Raw genomic sequence first — 15268 nt, 5'->3', positions numbered from 1 at the left:
GTTCATACTAACCTTATGAAATGTCTTTGAAAATTGAAGCAACAGCAAAAACACCTAAATTAAAAGTTATTCCTTCTAAAGGTTTAATTCATGTTTCAGGTATCTCAATCCCCGAAGACCCTAGAGCTTTTTACCAACCTTTTCACGACGCTATTGATGCATATATTGCTCATCCCCATGAAAAAACGTTGGTAGAATTTAAACTGGAGTACTTTAATACTAGTACTACTTTAATAATTAGAAATTTAATTAGAAAATTACAGTTATTAAATAGTAAAACAAATCTAAAAATTTGTTGGTATTACGAAGAGGATGATGAAGATATGCAAGAAGTTGGGGGGGAGTTGAAATTGCTTTTCCCAGATTTAGAATTTGAGATTATTGAGGTAGATCAATTTTAAAAACGGGTGGTAAATTTCATAAAAAAATATTATGGAATTGTAATTTTACTTTTAGGCTTATTCATTTACTTTGGTAATGATTATTTAAAAGATGCCAAATTACAAGATTATTATTCAAATCCAGAAGTACAAGATTTATATATATTCCAATTTGATTCAATTTACGCACCGTATTTATTGGAGGAAATAAAAAATGATTCCTTTTATTTTTTTGTACATTCTTTTAACTTTAAAAAAAACATACCAGACTGTAAGCAGGTTTTAAAAGATTCCTTTCGAACAGAAATGTATTATATTTATTCAAAGGTGGAGCTTGACAAAATGATGCGTGAAACCAAAATTTCAAAAATTTATAGACTATGCCAATAAGAATTAGAAAAGATAATCCTGGTTCCGGGAACGGTTCTAAAAAAACATATAAAACAAAAACTTCCAATAGTAGTAGTGGTGGTGGTCTAGGCTCTGGAATTGGTGGGGCATTGTTACCGCTTGCCATGAATTTGTTCAAGAAAAATCCAAAAGTTGTATTGATTCTTGTGGTAATAGCTGCGGCGGTTTACTTTTTGGGTGGTTCGAAAATGTGCTCTTCTGAAAATGGAGGCGGTAATGCCTTAAGTGCTTTGTTTAGTACTGGGTTAGATATGGATCAAGAAGTTTACGATAAGGCCGAGGTTTTTGAGCCTTTGGCGGATAACATAAAAAATCCTTTACCTGAAAAAATTAGTTTGGCAGAATATTGTCCAAAAAGAATGAATCAAGGACAACAAGGATCTTGCGTTGGGTGGAGTAGTGGTTATGCGGCTAGAACCATTTTATTTTCAAAAGCGACTGGAGAAAATCCAAATAATGTTGCCTTTAGTCCTTCGTTTGTTTATAATCAAATTGCGTTAAAAGATTGCCAGGGGACTTATTTACAGAAAGCAATGGAATTAATGTATAATAGTGGTGCTTTGCCTTTTTCAAAATTTAGTTATAACGAAAATGATTGCGGTAAGCAACCTACTGATGGACAGATAAGAGAAGCTTCAAAATATAAAACAAAAGGATTTAATAGATTGACGAAAGATGGTAACAATTACCAAGTGGATTTATTGGCCATCAAGCAAAACTTATCTCAAGGTGCACCTGTTGTTATTGGAATGATGGTAGGAGGAACTTTTATGAGTAATATGAATGGTCGCAGTTTATGGACGCCTACTAATAAGGATTACAGCCAAAGTGGTTTTGGAGGACATGCCATGTGTGTGATTGGTTATGATGATTATAAGACAAATGAAGAGGGGGCATTTCAAATAATGAATTCATGGGGTGAACAATGGGGAGATAAAGGATTGTTTTGGATCAGGTATTCAGATTTTGAAGAATTTACAAAAGAGGCATACGGATTATATCCAATGGGGGATGCCCAAAAATTTTCAAGCCAAAGATTAAGTGCTAAAATTGGTGTTGTCATTAATAAATCGGCAAAGTATATTCCATTTGAATATGCAGGAGGAATGACTTTTAAGAATACGGTTCCACTAATAGTAGACGAAGACTTTAAAATAGAGATTACCAATTCTATTGAATGTTATGTATATGTTTTTGGAGAAGAAAAAGATGGTTCAAGTTATACCTTGTTTCCTTATACTGCAAAACATTCCCCTTATTGTGGGATAACAGGTACTAGAATGTTTCCTAGAGATTATTCATTATACCCTGATGAGACAGGAAAGCAAGACCATATAGCCATTGTGGTGTCTAAGCAAAAGCTTGACTTCAATAAATTAAATGCAGCAATTAATGCCTCAAGTGGTGATTCTTATGAGCAGAAAGTTTATGCCACGTTAAAAGATGAATTGATTGAAGATGTTTCTTTTAATGCAACGGAGGGGTTAATCTCTTTTGATTGTGATACAAAACAAAAAAATGCGGTTGCTTTAGTATTAGAATTGTCGAAATAACAGGTTTTTATTCTAAGAAAATGCCAAAGGTGTTCATGAAATTTTGATAAAGCAACATGGTAGATATTATAGAATGGCTATTTTCCGTTTTGTAAACAATTTTACCTTCGCTTGTAAAATCAGCATTTTCTGCATCTTTAAAAATATCAAAAGTCACTGTGTCTAAATTTTTAATGTATTGAAAATCATTCAAAATGGTTTGTATGACATTTATTTTCATATTTGCTATGATCTTAGGTGGGTTTTTTTCATCTTTCTTAAAAAAGGTTTTATCTATGAATTTACCAGGTTGTGCAAATAAGGAGAAATAATGGCCTTTTGTCTCGTTTGGTATAAAGGATTGCTGTGTTTGGTATAGGTTAAACAATTTTTCACTCAAATGATATTGCAAGAATAACTTCCCTTGAAGATTTAATACCATGGAGTCTTTACCCACCGTGATATTTTCATTGCTATTAAGCTTATTTAAAAAAGTAGACCAGTTATTTTTGTTTAGAATTTCTAACTCCATGTTTACATGTGGATAGATATCAATTGGAATGGTATTATTGGTGGTCATCAATGTTGTTCCGTCAAAATTTAAGGCCATTTGATTGTATTCGGGAATTTCGTGATAACTGTCATGGAATATGAAATTAAAGGCGTTGAGTAGATTTAAAGAGGTTATTAAGCTTAGTGCAACATCTTTGTCAGTTTTATACTTAATGGGCTCTAGAGGGGTCGCACTTGCTTTAGGGTGGAAGAAACCAGATAGTTTGATTTGCTTTTGTTCAAAATTTAAACTTAAACACCCTTCGTTTATATGGGTGGCATTGCTGATGTTAATGTACGCATTGATTTCATTCTCATCTTCAAAATCATGGGTGATTTTATTACTGGAGTTTATAGATTTAACTTTGGATTGTAGGATGTTATTAATATGGGTCGTAACCGCAGCTTGTTGGGATGAAGTACTTAGCTGTATTAAAGCATATTTTTTAGTGTAATGTACTTGGTCTACTGATGTTTTCTTTTGGATAAAAGATTCGAATTTACTTTTGTTTTGTAGTGGAATTACAGCATACCAGACATAGTTATTGGCCCATTTTTCGCAAAACAGCATGGCCTTGCTATTGATTTCAATGCCAGCATTCATTATATCCTTAAAATTTTCGGTGCTGGAATTTTCTAAAGCGATCAATTCACTGTTTTGTGCATTGAAAACTTTTTGATATACTATTTCTTTGATGAAATTTTGAAGGTTAATTTCTATTACAATCTCACTTTCTTCCGGAATAAGCTTATAAATATCGTCAGTAGGTTTAAGTACTATTTTTAAACCAATAAAAAGTATGAAAAGAAAACTAAGCAGAAAAAAAAGGAAAGAAATATGCTTAATCGAATGGTTCATTTTTTATCGTACGTCAAATTTATAAGAAAGTTATCATTTCTTAATTTTTATCCTCTACATGAAGTGGGTGTAATAAATCCATAATTGTTTTGACGGGACTAAAACAATTGGAATCAATTTCATAAAAAAGTGTTAACCAGTTATACATAGCGCCATTCCAAAGACCAGGTTCTTCAATATACTTAATACTTTTACCTTTGTTCTTTTTTTGTACTAGAAAGTAATGGTTTTCATTTTTAAATTGGTGTAAATCATATTTTTCATTTTTATGATTTTTTAGGCCACACACTAAGTATACTGGGTTGAAGTGGGTAGCATGGAGGGAAATGTTTAGTTGTTCTGTGTTTTTATCAATTTGAGATTTTTCAATAATCTGTTTACTTGTAATGCCATCTTTATCTCTTACCCAAAATGGTCCACCACCTGGTTGGCCTTCGTTCTTAACCATTCCACAGATTCTAATTGGTCGGTTAAAATAATGAATTAAAAAAGTTTTATTTCCCAAGTCTTCTTTACTTAAGCCCAATTTGTATTCAGCGTTGATAGCTTCAATAGATTTTAGGTAATCATTATTCTCCTTTAATAATTCACGAACAATGGCAAATACTTTTTGTTGAAATTGAATTAGTTTTCCGCCAAGAATTTTTTGGGTTTGAATGGAGTTTTTTGCTTTTGAATAATGCTGTATGTTGTCAATGTTCTTGATGAAAACAATGTCAGAATCAATTTCGTTTAAGTTATGAATTAAGGCACCATGTCCTGCAGGTCTTTTTAAATAAGCACCATCTTTGAATTTTACAGGGTGATTGTTTTTATCAAAAGCAAAAGCGTGTGTTTTTTCATTCTGTTCAGAGAAAAAGTAATTAAATTCAATACCAGTAATTGCTCTTAAAATTTGAATTGTTTCTTCAATTTCTCCTTTAAACTGTGGATTGATAGTGAAATGAAAATTAGCATTGTCACCTGCGACTTTAGAACCTTGAATAATGTGTTCTTGAAATGGGGTGATAATAAATTTTCCATATCTGTGAAATGGAATTAAACCCTTTGGTAGTCCACCTAAATTAAGGTGTTTGTCAAGAACAATAGATTCAACTAAATCGCGAATATTTACGGTGCCAAGTTTTATTTCTTTTTTGTAATTGATTGGAATTTTATTAAAAAAGGCAAACTCATGAATGCTATTGAGGAATTTTTCAACGGTTTTTATGGTGTCAGGTTTATAATCTTTGGTGTTATTTAAATAATCAAACATGGTATCAAACATTCTTGAGCCAGAACCTGAAGCAGGAATAAAGAAGGTAATGTCTAATTTTTCTTTTTCTTTATCAAAAAAAGGTATTAGTTGAAGGGTGTCGTTTGAATCAAAAGATAGAATTCCATCTTCCATTCTGCATGGTCTTACTAATTCTATAGTTGGATTGCCTGCAGTTATTTTATTTAATTGGGCTTGTATTTGTTCTTCCAAAATTTTATTTTTAAGTCTAGGACATTTAATTAATGGTTGTTGGGCATCAAATATACATTATATTTTAACTTTGTTTTATATGTTTTTTAAACAGCTTCAATTTCTTTTACAATCTCTTATTGAATCCCCTAAAGGGTTAAACGAGAACGAAATTAAAATAATTTCTATAATTGAGTCTATTAAAGGGTCAAAGAATGCCTCAGATATTCATAATCGATACCTTACATTGTTGGAAAACAAGCAATATATTGAAGTGATTGACTTAGGTACAGGTAGGAATAACGGAAATAGGTTGAGAAGAGTGAGCGATATTGTAAAAACGGCGAGTATTCTACCTAAGTATGGCTTATTGTATCAATCGTTGATAAAACAGTTTAATTTTGAGTCAGCGATTGAATTAGGGACTAATTTTGGATTGGGGACCAGTTATTTAGCCAAATGTGTGGACAGAGTTTTAACAATTGAAGGGTGTCCTAATATTGCAAAAATTGCAAAAGATACTTTCCAAACCCTTAATTTACATAATATTACATTGACAGTTGGGGCTTTCGACGAAAATTTAGATAAGACAATGCCTTATTTGGATAAACCTTGTTTAGTTTACATAGATGGAAATCACACCTATGAAGCTACCCTGAGGTACTATCAGTTTTTCAAAGAAAATGCAAAAGATGGTTCCATTTTAGTTTTTGACGATATCTATTGGAGTGCAGGTATGCTCCAATTTTGGAAGGAAATAGAGAAAGATCCTTTCATTTGTATCGATTTAAGAAGAGTTGGAATTGTACAACTATTACCAACTGGCAAACAAAAAGCCATCAAAAGAATTTTTTAAAACTCTGCCACTAATTTAAGATTTAGTCTGAACCCAGAGAGGTAATTTGGTATGGCATAATATCTACCACTTATGTCTTGTAGCCAGTTATAGGAAACCACATTCTGAAAGTCGAGTAAATTGTAAGCATTTAAACTAATAGATAATTTATCCAATTGATTTAAGCCTTTTTTATTTTTGAATTTAGCTTGATTTTCGACATTGATTAGATCATAAATAATACCGAGATCTACTCTAAAATAGGCCCGACTTTTTAATATGTCTTGGTAACGATTAAAGGTAGGCGGACCATAAGGTAATCGGGAGCCATATTGCATATTGACAGCGATTTTGAAATTTTCATAATTCGGTATTTTATCTTGAAAGAAAATAGCAAATGTGATCAATTGTTCAGTTTGTTTTGGAATATAGCCAGGATATATAACGGCACTGTCGGTTATTGTTTCATAACCTTTAACCGCTACTTCTCCTGCCTCATTATAATATTCTGTATAGACATCTCCAGCCAAATCTTCCTTAATTTGTAGTAAACCAATTTTAAAATGTGACTCTACACCTTTGATAAATTCTCCATTAATTTTCGCGTCAAAACCATAAGCAAATGCTGTGGCATTATTTTCAGCGTAGTACCTTATTTTTACATTATCAATTTCGTATGGGTTTATATCCCACATGTGTTTATAGTAAGTTTCTGCAACAATTTTAAATGGGCGACCCCACATTTGTACATATACATCCATACCCAGAACATTGTGCCAGGATTTTTGTGCTAAAACCGACGGGTTGACGAATCCATACAAATCACGCATTTCTCGATACGAAGGCGGTTGAAAATACAGGCCAGATGATAATTTGAACCTCACATTCCTTCTACTGGTGTTCCCTTCTTGCGTAAGTAAATAATTTCGAGGAGAAAATGACATGTTAAAACGCGGAGTAAGCCAAGGTTCATTATTAAAGAAGCGATACCCTCCTCTAACTCCAAAAGTGAAATTTAAATTGTTAGGTGCATTTAAAATGGTATCTTTTTTGAATAAAATATATTGAAGGGAATCGGTTTTTATTTTTTGTTTAAACGTCAGTATTTTTGTTTTTCTTTTCACTCTACTAATTGTGTATTGTGCAAAAGAGGTTACATTAGTGTTAGCCGTAAAATTACTAGTTTTTATTAGGTTCGCGATACTCAGATTGTCAATGTCTAGTGGAATAATATAGCCGGCAGAGTCGATAATATTCCATTCACTTAAAACGTCATTGTATTGTTCATATTTATGATTTAAGCCCCAGTTAATGGAGGAGTTGATGGCAGTTTCTTCGTCTTTATTTTTAGTGTTGAATTGGTATTTACTCGTAAAAGCCGTAGTTATTACCCAGGTTTCTAAATTGTTTCTTGCATGGTTTAAAAATCCACCAACACCTATGTTTTGGGTTGAATCTCCAAATTCTTCCTTAGACGGATCCGTTTCTAATGTATTGATGAGGTATTCTCCAAGGATGTCATATTCTTCATTTTCATCTGAAAAAAACGTAGAGGTGGTAAGGTTAAAATTTAACTTTTTATTTACTTTCCACAAATATCCTACTGCACCAGTGAAAGTGTTAAAGTTTGATCGTTCTTCCCCTTCATAAAATATTTTCAACTGATAGGCTTCATTCACAGTTCCCCATTGTGTTGTTTTTGTTTTTGGAATAAATTTGTAATTGTTATGTGCAAAGTGACCTAAAAAAAATATCTTCTGGTATGAGTCTTCATTGTTGTATACCGTGTAATAGTTTACCAATGCTTGGTAGTCAAAAAAGTTAGGAAAGTAATCTCCTTTTGTCGGTAAGGCGTTAAGTACATAAGCATTGGTTCTGTACCTTGCTCCGGTTATAAAATTACCTCGATTTGCTTTTCCAAAAACATTTTCAATATGAAACTCAGCTCCCATTAAACTTAATTGTGCGGAACCTTTAAATTCGGTAGCTTCTTTATATTGAACATCTAAAACAGAAGAAAGCTTATCGCCATAATTCGCATCAAACCCACCCGCTGAAAAGTAAATGTTTTCTACAAAAGCGGAATTGATAAAACTCAGTCCTTCTTGTTGACCAGATCTTGCTAATAATGGGCGATAAATTTCAATGCCATTGACGTAAATTAAGTTTTCGTCATAATTTCCGCCTCTCACATTGTAATTGGAAGTGAGTTCATTATTTGAAGTAACCCCAAGTCCGGTTAATTTTAAATAATCCTCAAAATTGCCAGTACTAGAGGGTATGACACCAATATCAGGTGGTTTAATTTTTTCAATGGTACTACTAATTCTTTTTGACTCAACAATTACCGTTTGTGTTTCATTTTGCCGTAGAGTAATCGTCCCTAAATTTAAGTCTATATCATGAATTCGAACATTTAAACTTTTTTGTTCATAGTTTAATGCAGTAATAATGATAGTGATACTACTGTTTTCTTTGGCGGTGAGTTGGAATGTACCTTTTGAATTAGAAGTGGTAAATAAACTAGTATTAGCTACTTTTACGAGTACATTTTCAATTTTCCTACCTTTTTCATCCACAATTCGTCCACTAATATTGACCGTTTGTGCCAAAGTCAAAATGGGTAAGAAGAAGTATAAAAGGAATAAATAATGAAGCTTCATGAATCGTAACTAAAGTTATTTGAAAACGGTAAAAATAGAATATTATTCTGAGTAAGTAACTCTAAGAATTTTATTTGTATTGTTTTGAATTTGGTATTTATCATCAATCCTTTCATTTACAAGCCATAAAACTCCTGATTGGTCTTTTAAAAGAAGTTGTTTATTCTTTTCAAAAATACTTTTTTTATGGTCAATGAGGTAGTCAGAAATACGCTTTTTACCTTTCATCCCAAAAGGGTGAAATTTTGTATTTTTATAAACGTTAGTCAATGTTAAAGGTAATACTATTAGGTCTTTATTCAAATAGGCAGCATTTTTCTCAAATTGCATGGTTTCATTTGGCGCAAGGGTTTCAAAATGTAAAGTTCCAAATGGTGTTTTAATAGTAGCACTCAAATCTGTGATTTGAAGGGTAAACTCAAGAAAGTCTGTTTTGGGTTGAATTTGAATTTGGGACCTGTCCTTCAAAAAAGTATGGGTCTTGGTTTCTAGTATGGCTCCATTTGTAGCATTCAGTAACTTGGTTAAAGAACTAATTTGTGCACGTTGTACTCCAAAGTCTTTAAATAATCGAATTAAAAAGAAATCTGCTAAATTACTTAAACAAGTGAGTGGATAATAAACATAGTTACTTTCTTGTTTTTTATGCTTGTTTTCAAAAAGCTGTACTTGTTCTGTTATATACTGATCGACATCACTCAATTCATCCATTAAGGGTTTCATCTTTTCAATATAATCGGGTGTAATACTTTCTAATAAAGGAATAACAGCATGGCGGATATTATTTCTTCTGTATTTTAGTTTTGCATTACTACTGTCTTGTCGATATTGTATATCATGGTCGTTAATATACTTTTCAATTTGTTTACTAGATATGTTGAGTAATGGTCGAAATATATTATCTCTTTTTGCGGGTATTGAGGTGAGACCTTTAAGACCTGTCCCTCTCAAAGTATGGATATGGAATGTTTCCACTTTATCGTTTAAATGGTGTGCGGTTAAAAGAATTCCTTCTTCTGTCATTTCAGAAAACCATTGGTACCTTATGTCTCTAGCGGTTAATTGGATATTCTTTTTTTGAGCATTAGCAATTTGAAGGGTGTCAAACGATTTTATAAAATAAGTGAGTTGGTGTGCTTCCGCAAATTTTTTTATAAATAAGGCGTCTTCTATTGACTCTTGCCCCCTTAAGTTAAAGTTGCAATGGAGTAGTATTGGCTTCAGGTTTAATTTTAAAAGCAGGTGTGTTAAAACCATAGAGTCTTTCCCCCCACTAATGGCAATATAAAAAACCTGTTTTTTATAAGTAGGGTTAAATGCTTTAAGTATTGATTCAAATAATTTTTCCATAACAAAAAAAAACGCCTTGCATGACAAGGCGTTTCAAATTTAATTAAAAAAAAGGATTAGAATTTAATATTAAATTCTACTCTTCTATTTTTAGATCTTCCTTCTTCTGTTGCATTATCTGCAGCTGGTACAGTATCACCATATCCAGTAGCTTTTAAACGCTCAGCAGCAATTCCTTTTTTAATAATATAATCTCTGGCAGCTTCTGCTCTTTTCTGAGATAATGTTTTATTGAATGTAGCATCACCAGTATTATCGGTATGCCCATCAATTTCTAGCTTGTAATTTTTATTTTGAGCCATTACTTTTACTACCCCATCAAGCGCTTTAAAAGACGCTTCTTTAATTACTGCAGAGCCCGTGTTAAAAAACAAACCTTTACGTGCTTTAGACATGATTTCAACATTTTGTTTGAAATTTTTAGGACAACCATTTTCTTCTACAATACCAGGTACTAATGGACATTTATCATCTAAGTCCGTTACGCCATCTCCATCAGAATCTGGACATCCTCCCGTACCTGCTGTTCCTGCAATGTTTGGACATTTATCATTTTTATCTTTTACACCGTCTCCATCAGCATCTTTTCCTGAAGCGAAAGCATAACTAAAACCAATAGAGTTATAAAGGAAAGAATCGTCCCATTTACCTAAAATAACACCATCCATTCTATCACTTACTAAGTAATTGTAATGTGTTTCTAAAGAAGCGCTCCAATTTTCAGTGATATTAAATTGAAAGCCAACTCCCATAGGTAAATTAAATTCAGCAATAGGTTGCTCTTTAACACCCGTTGTCTTGTCTGTGTAAACAGATACAGCATCACCAATTCCTAAGAATAAATATGGGGCAAAAAAGTGGTCTTCTTTTAAAATATAGCCATTATTAAATTTATATTTTACGGCTAAGTTTAAATCAACAAGGGAATTACTGAAAACATTTCTGTCTACCATACCGTGTTTTAGTTTACCCATTAAATCAAAAGAGGGCGTAACATATTTAGAAATGTTTATCCCAATTGAAGGGTGTACGCCATTAAATCCAAAAAATTCGCTGCCATAATCACCTTTGTATTCAATAGTTCCAAATTGGAGACCAATAGAAAGGTCGTTATTGACTGACTGTGCCTTAATTGTTGTAAAAGCTGTGCTAAAAATTATTCCAGCTGCTAATAAAATCTTTTTCATAGTTTCTTTTTTCACAAAGTTTGCTACAAAAATAAAGTCTTTTTACAAAATGAGGTTATAAAAATGAAATTACTTAATATTTATTAGCACATTACTTTTGAAAAAGCAGGCTATTTTAATCAAATGATTGGTTGACATTGTTAGACATTTCGATTATTTTTTCGAAATCTTCAGGAGTTAAATCTGAATGAAAAAAGTGAATAGGATTCACTCTGTCTTTATTCTTCATTACTTCATAATGTAAATGTGGACCAGTAGATTTACCAGTAGTACCTACATAGCCGATTATTTGACCACGCATTACTTTTTGACCTTTTTTCACATTGAATGCATTTAAATGCGCATATCTTGTTTTGTATCCGTAACCATGGTTAATTACGATTGAATTTCCGTAACCCCAAATTTTCTTTTCTACCACTTCCACAACACCATTTCCAGTTGCCATCACATTGGTGCCTGTTGGCGCGGAGAAATCTAATCCCTGGTGCATTCTTTGGGTGTGATAATGCGGGTCAATTCTAACCCCAAAACCGGATGCAATTCTAGTTAAATCTTTATTTGTGATTGGTTGAATAGCTGGAATAGCACCAAGCATGTTTTCTTTTTCAGTTGCTAAATTTTTTAACTCATCAAAAGAAAGGGATTGTGCGTAAAGTCTTTTTTCAAGTGCTTTAATTTTTTTTGCATTTTCAATAAGCTTTTCAGATAACTCATGTCCTTTTAAATCTTCAAAATCTTCCGCGCCTCCAGTTCCCATTTTTCGGTATTCGCTAGGAAAAGGCTGTGCATTAAAAATGACACGGTAAATGCCGTTATCTTTTTCTTCAATATTTTTTAAAACTTCATCCATCAAGTTTAAACTCTCTGTTTGATTTTCTAATTTAGTCTGTAAAAATTTATTTTCTTGCTTTAGTTTAGCTTCTGATGGTGAAATAAACCACAAAGAAAAAACAAATTGAAAAACAAAACCTAAAACTATTGCCGGTGCAATAACTAAAAGTGACTTGAGTAATTTTTGTCCAAAAGTAGATTTTACTTTTTCGTAATCAAGTGTTTCAATATTATATTTATACTTTTGACCTCTAGCCATAATTTGTATTTTATATTCAATTGCTTATAAATATGCTTTTGAAAGCACAAAATTAAGTGAATTAGCATAAATTTGTACCGTAATTTTGAAATTTAACATTTATTTGTGATATCTAAGTTTGATAAAACAGTATTTTTGATTCAAAATGTGCTGAAAATGAATGCTTAATATAAAAGTAATTTTAAAACATGAAAACTAAAGAAATTCGAGAAGTATTTTTAAATTTTTTTGAGGAAAAATCTCATAAAATTGTTTCCTCTGCCCCTATGGTAGTTAAAAACGACCCTACTTTAATGTTTACAAATGCGGGAATGAACCAATTTAAGGATTTCTTTTTAGGATATAATAAAGCAAAAGACACGCGGGTTGCGAATACTCAAAAATGTTTGAGAGTTTCGGGAAAGCATAATGATTTAGAAGAAGTAGGGGTAGATACTTACCACCATACAATGTTTGAAATGCTTGGAAATTGGTCTTTTGGAGATTACTTTAAAAAAGAAGCAATAGGATGGGCTTGGGAAATTTTAACGGAAGTGTATAAAATTGATAAGCGTAAACTTTATGTAACCGTTTTTGAAGGGGACAAAGAAGATGGTCTAGGTGTAGATCAAGCGTCTTTTGATATTTGGAAGCAATACATAGATGAGGATAGAATTATTTTAGCCTCTAAGAAAGATAATTTTTGGGAAATGGGTGAGTCTGGTCCTTGTGGTCCAGCTTCCGAAATTCATGTAGACATTAGAAGTGAAGCTGAAAGAGAAAAAGTAGACGGCAAGTCTTTAGTAAATGCTGACCATCCTCAGGTTATTGAGATTTGGAACTTGGTATTTATGCAATACAATAGAATGGCAGACGGTAGTTTAGATAAATTACCTAATAACCATGTGGATACTGGAATGGGATTAGAGCGATTAGCTATGGTGATGCAAGGTGTTACCTCTAATTACGACACGGATCAATTTCAATATTTAATTAATTTTATTGCTAAAAAGGCCAATAAAAAATACGGGGCTTCTGAAAAGCTAGATATTGCCATGCGTGTGGTGGCAGACCATATACGGGCAATTGCATTTTCCATCACAGATGGTCAATTACCATCAAATACAGGTGCAGGTTATGTCATTCGTAGAATCTTGAGAAGGGCAGTGCGCTATGGTTATTCAACTTTAGGGTTAGAAGGTCCTTTCCTGTATGAATTATCGGAAAAATTGGGAGAGATAATGGGAGACGCTTTTCCTGAATTATTGAACCAAAAAGAAACGATTAGTAAAGTTATATATGAAGAAGAGGTTAGCTTTTTTAGAACTTTAGCCCAGGGTATTAAGAAATTAGACGGGATTATTGAGAGTGCAAAAGCCAAAAATGAATTGATCTTAGACGGAGAAGTGATTTTTGAATTGTATGATACGTTTGGCTTCCCAATAGATTTAACGGGATTGATTGCACGAGAAAATGACCTGCAAATAGATGAAAATGGTTTTAATATCGCATTGGAAAAACAAAAAACGAGATCAAGGGCAGCTACACAGGTGAGTACTCAAGATTGGGTGCAATTAAAAGAAGATGATAAGGAAGAATTTGTGGGGTATGATTTTTTAGAATCCGATATATACATTACAAAATACCGTGAAGTAAGTCAGAAAAAGAAGAAGTTTTACCAATTGGTTTTTAATTTAACCCCTTTTTATGCACAGGGTGGAGGTCAAGAAGGCGATACCGGCTTCATTGAATTAGATGGTGAAAAAGTAAAAATATTCGATACTAAAAAGGAGAATAATTTGATTGTTCATTTGGTGGATAAACTACCAGAAAACATAAATGGCAAGTTTAAAGCTCATGTGGACACTAAAAGAAGAAGATTAGTGGAGGCAAATCACTCTGGAACTCATTTGTTGCATCATGTCTTAAGAGAAGTACTTGGAACACATGTAGAACAAAAAGGATCTTTGGTAAATGAAAAGGTATTGCGTTTTGATTTTTCTCATTTCTCAAAATTAAGTGAAGAGGAAATCTCAGCTATTGAATCAAAAGTAAATGCGCTAATAAAAGCCAATATAACTTTAGACGAAAAAAGAAATATTCCAATTAAGGTCGCTGAAGATATGGGGGCAATGGCTCTATTCGGTGAGAAATATGGAGATGTGGTAAGGGTGATAAAATTTGGAGATTCTGTGGAATTATGTGGTGGGACTCATGTGAGTAGTACTGGTATAATTGGTTCTTTTAAAATTGTTACAGAATCTTCTGTAGCAGCAGGAATTAGAAGAATTGAAGCTATTACTTCTGATGCTGCTGAATTATATTTTTCAACAAGAGTAACGCAATTTGATGCAATAGCAAACTTATTTAATAAGCCTAAAAATTTGGTGAAAACAATAGAGGAAACGCTTGCTAAAAATGCGGTGCTTCAAAAGCAAATTGACGCACTTAAACTGGAAAAAGTAAATTATATTGGTAAGGATATTGAAAGTAATATCGTGGAGAAAAATGGGGTACATTTTTTAAGTGAAAAACTTAATTTAGATAATGATAGTATTAAACAAATTGCCTTTAATTTAAAGTCAAAATTTAACCCGTTTGTCGGTGTGTTTGGAGGAAGTAATGATGGGAAAGCCAGCTTGACTATTATTTTTACGGAAGCTTACGCAAAAGAAAATGATTTAAATGCCGGTGGCATTATTAGGGAAGCGGCAAAACTGATTAAAGGTGGAGGAGGTGGACAACCTTTTTATGCTTCTGCAGGTGGATCAGATGCGAATGGGATAGCGGAAGGTTTAAAATTTATTGAGGAAAAAATATTTGGAGCATAAAGCATCTCCTTCAGTACAAAACATAACAATAAAAAGCCCTGTCGATAAATGACGGGGCTTTTTTTGAAATAATTGTGTCACGTCCTGAAATAGCGATACACTAAAACAGTAGTGTAATGAAAACATCAGAAAACATGGGGTATGTGAAACGT

General features: G+C 32.6%; 11 protein-coding genes. 5 read left to right on the top strand and 6 right to left on the bottom strand.

What is annotated here, in order from left to right; genetic code table 11:
* Positions 1–20: 20 nt before the first annotated feature.
* The 3 genes from DNU06_RS16590 to DNU06_RS16580 are packed head-to-tail and all read left to right on the top strand — an operon-like array spanning position 21 to position 2344.
* Complete coding sequence (locus tag DNU06_RS16590) at positions 21–401, top strand: DUF1987 domain-containing protein (RefSeq protein ID WP_111064627.1); 381 nt, start codon at positions 21–23, stop codon at positions 399–401.
* 6 nt (positions 402–407) lie between these two features.
* Entirely contained in the window at positions 408–770 is a 363-nt protein-coding gene (locus DNU06_RS16585) for a hypothetical protein (RefSeq protein ID WP_111064626.1), read from the top strand.
* Positions 761–2344, top strand: coding sequence for a C1 family peptidase (locus DNU06_RS16580; protein ID WP_111064625.1), 1584 nt, complete (start codon positions 761–763; stop codon positions 2342–2344). Before DNU06_RS16585 ends, DNU06_RS16580 begins: the two co-directional genes overlap by 10 nt.
* Before the next feature lie 7 nt (positions 2345–2351).
* Here the strand turns inward: DNU06_RS16580 and DNU06_RS16575 are convergent, their stop codons facing one another.
* Both DNU06_RS16575 and DNU06_RS16570 read right to left on the bottom strand, forming a co-directional pair.
* Positions 2352–3734, bottom strand: coding sequence for a hypothetical protein (locus DNU06_RS16575; protein ID WP_111064624.1), 1383 nt, complete (start codon positions 3732–3734; stop codon positions 2352–2354).
* A gap of 40 nt (positions 3735–3774) precedes the next feature.
* Positions 3775–5202: a DUF4301 family protein gene (locus DNU06_RS16570; protein WP_158526937.1), complete on the bottom strand. Its 1428-nt coding sequence runs from the start codon at positions 5200–5202 to the stop codon at positions 3775–3777.
* Between the two features lie 79 nt (positions 5203–5281).
* Here DNU06_RS16570 and DNU06_RS16565 point away from each other — a divergent pair, with 79 nt between their 5' ends.
* On the top strand, positions 5282–6037 hold the full coding sequence (locus DNU06_RS16565) for an O-methyltransferase (RefSeq protein ID WP_146239297.1): 756 nt from the start codon (positions 5282–5284) through the stop codon (positions 6035–6037).
* On the opposite strand, the gene DNU06_RS16560 is transcribed toward DNU06_RS16565, so the two are convergent.
* From DNU06_RS16560 to DNU06_RS16545, 4 genes are all read right to left on the bottom strand, one after another.
* Positions 6034–8679, bottom strand: coding sequence for a carboxypeptidase-like regulatory domain-containing protein (locus DNU06_RS16560; RefSeq protein ID WP_111064621.1), 2646 nt, complete (start codon positions 8677–8679; stop codon positions 6034–6036). The two genes, DNU06_RS16565 and DNU06_RS16560, sit on opposite strands and share 4 nt — an antisense overlap.
* 42 nt (positions 8680–8721) lie before the next feature.
* Positions 8722–10029 carry a tRNA lysidine(34) synthetase TilS gene (gene tilS / locus DNU06_RS16555; RefSeq protein WP_111064620.1) on the bottom strand — a complete coding sequence of 436 codons (1308 nt, stop codon included), beginning with the start codon at positions 10027–10029 and terminating at the stop codon, positions 8722–8724.
* A gap of 56 nt (positions 10030–10085) precedes the next feature.
* Positions 10086–11216, bottom strand: a complete 1131-nt coding sequence (locus DNU06_RS16550) for an OmpA family protein (RefSeq protein WP_111064619.1) — start codon at positions 11214–11216, stop codon at positions 10086–10088.
* 115 nt (positions 11217–11331) lie between these two features.
* The gene (locus DNU06_RS16545) at positions 11332–12306 is read right to left on the bottom strand and encodes a M23 family metallopeptidase (RefSeq protein ID WP_111064618.1); all 975 of its coding nucleotides are present in this window, start codon (positions 12304–12306) and stop codon (positions 11332–11334) included.
* A gap of 188 nt (positions 12307–12494) precedes the next feature.
* On the opposite strand from DNU06_RS16545, the gene alaS reads away from it, so the two are divergent.
* Positions 12495–15116: an alanine--tRNA ligase gene (alaS, locus tag DNU06_RS16540; RefSeq protein ID WP_111064617.1), complete on the top strand. Its 2622-nt coding sequence runs from the start codon at positions 12495–12497 to the stop codon at positions 15114–15116.
* Positions 15117–15268 lie beyond the last annotated feature (152 nt).

The organism is Putridiphycobacter roseus (assembly GCF_003234935.1).
GTDB lineage: Bacteria > Bacteroidota > Bacteroidia > Flavobacteriales_D > Crocinitomicaceae > Putridiphycobacter > Putridiphycobacter roseus.
Note: the sequence above shows the minus strand (reverse complement) of the source record. Positions and strands in the feature narration are given on the sequence as shown.

Bases quoted from the DNA above. Each gene is read 5' to 3' on its own strand.
- DNU06_RS16590 (WP_111064627.1), top strand. From the start codon at position 21: ATGTCTTTGAAAATTGAAGCAACAGCAAAAACACCTAAATTAAAAGTT.
- DNU06_RS16580 (WP_111064625.1), top strand. From the start codon at position 761: ATGCCAATAAGAATTAGAAAAGATAATCCTGGTTCCGGGAACGGTTCT.
- DNU06_RS16575 (WP_111064624.1), bottom strand. From the start codon at position 3,734: ATGAACCATTCGATTAAGCATATTTCTTTCCTTTTTTTTCTGCTTAGT.
- DNU06_RS16565 (WP_146239297.1), top strand. From the start codon at position 5,282: ATGTTTTTTAAACAGCTTCAATTTCTTTTACAATCTCTTATTGAATCC.
- DNU06_RS16560 (WP_111064621.1), bottom strand. From the start codon at position 8,679: ATGAAGCTTCATTATTTATTCCTTTTATACTTCTTCTTACCCATTTTG.
- tilS (WP_111064620.1), bottom strand. From the start codon at position 10,029: ATGGAAAAATTATTTGAATCAATACTTAAAGCATTTAACCCTACTTAT.
- DNU06_RS16550 (WP_111064619.1), bottom strand. From the start codon at position 11,216: ATGAAAAAGATTTTATTAGCAGCTGGAATAATTTTTAGCACAGCTTTT.
- DNU06_RS16545 (WP_111064618.1), bottom strand. From the start codon at position 12,306: ATGGCTAGAGGTCAAAAGTATAAATATAATATTGAAACACTTGATTAC.
- alaS (WP_111064617.1), top strand. From the start codon at position 12,495: ATGAAAACTAAAGAAATTCGAGAAGTATTTTTAAATTTTTTTGAGGAA.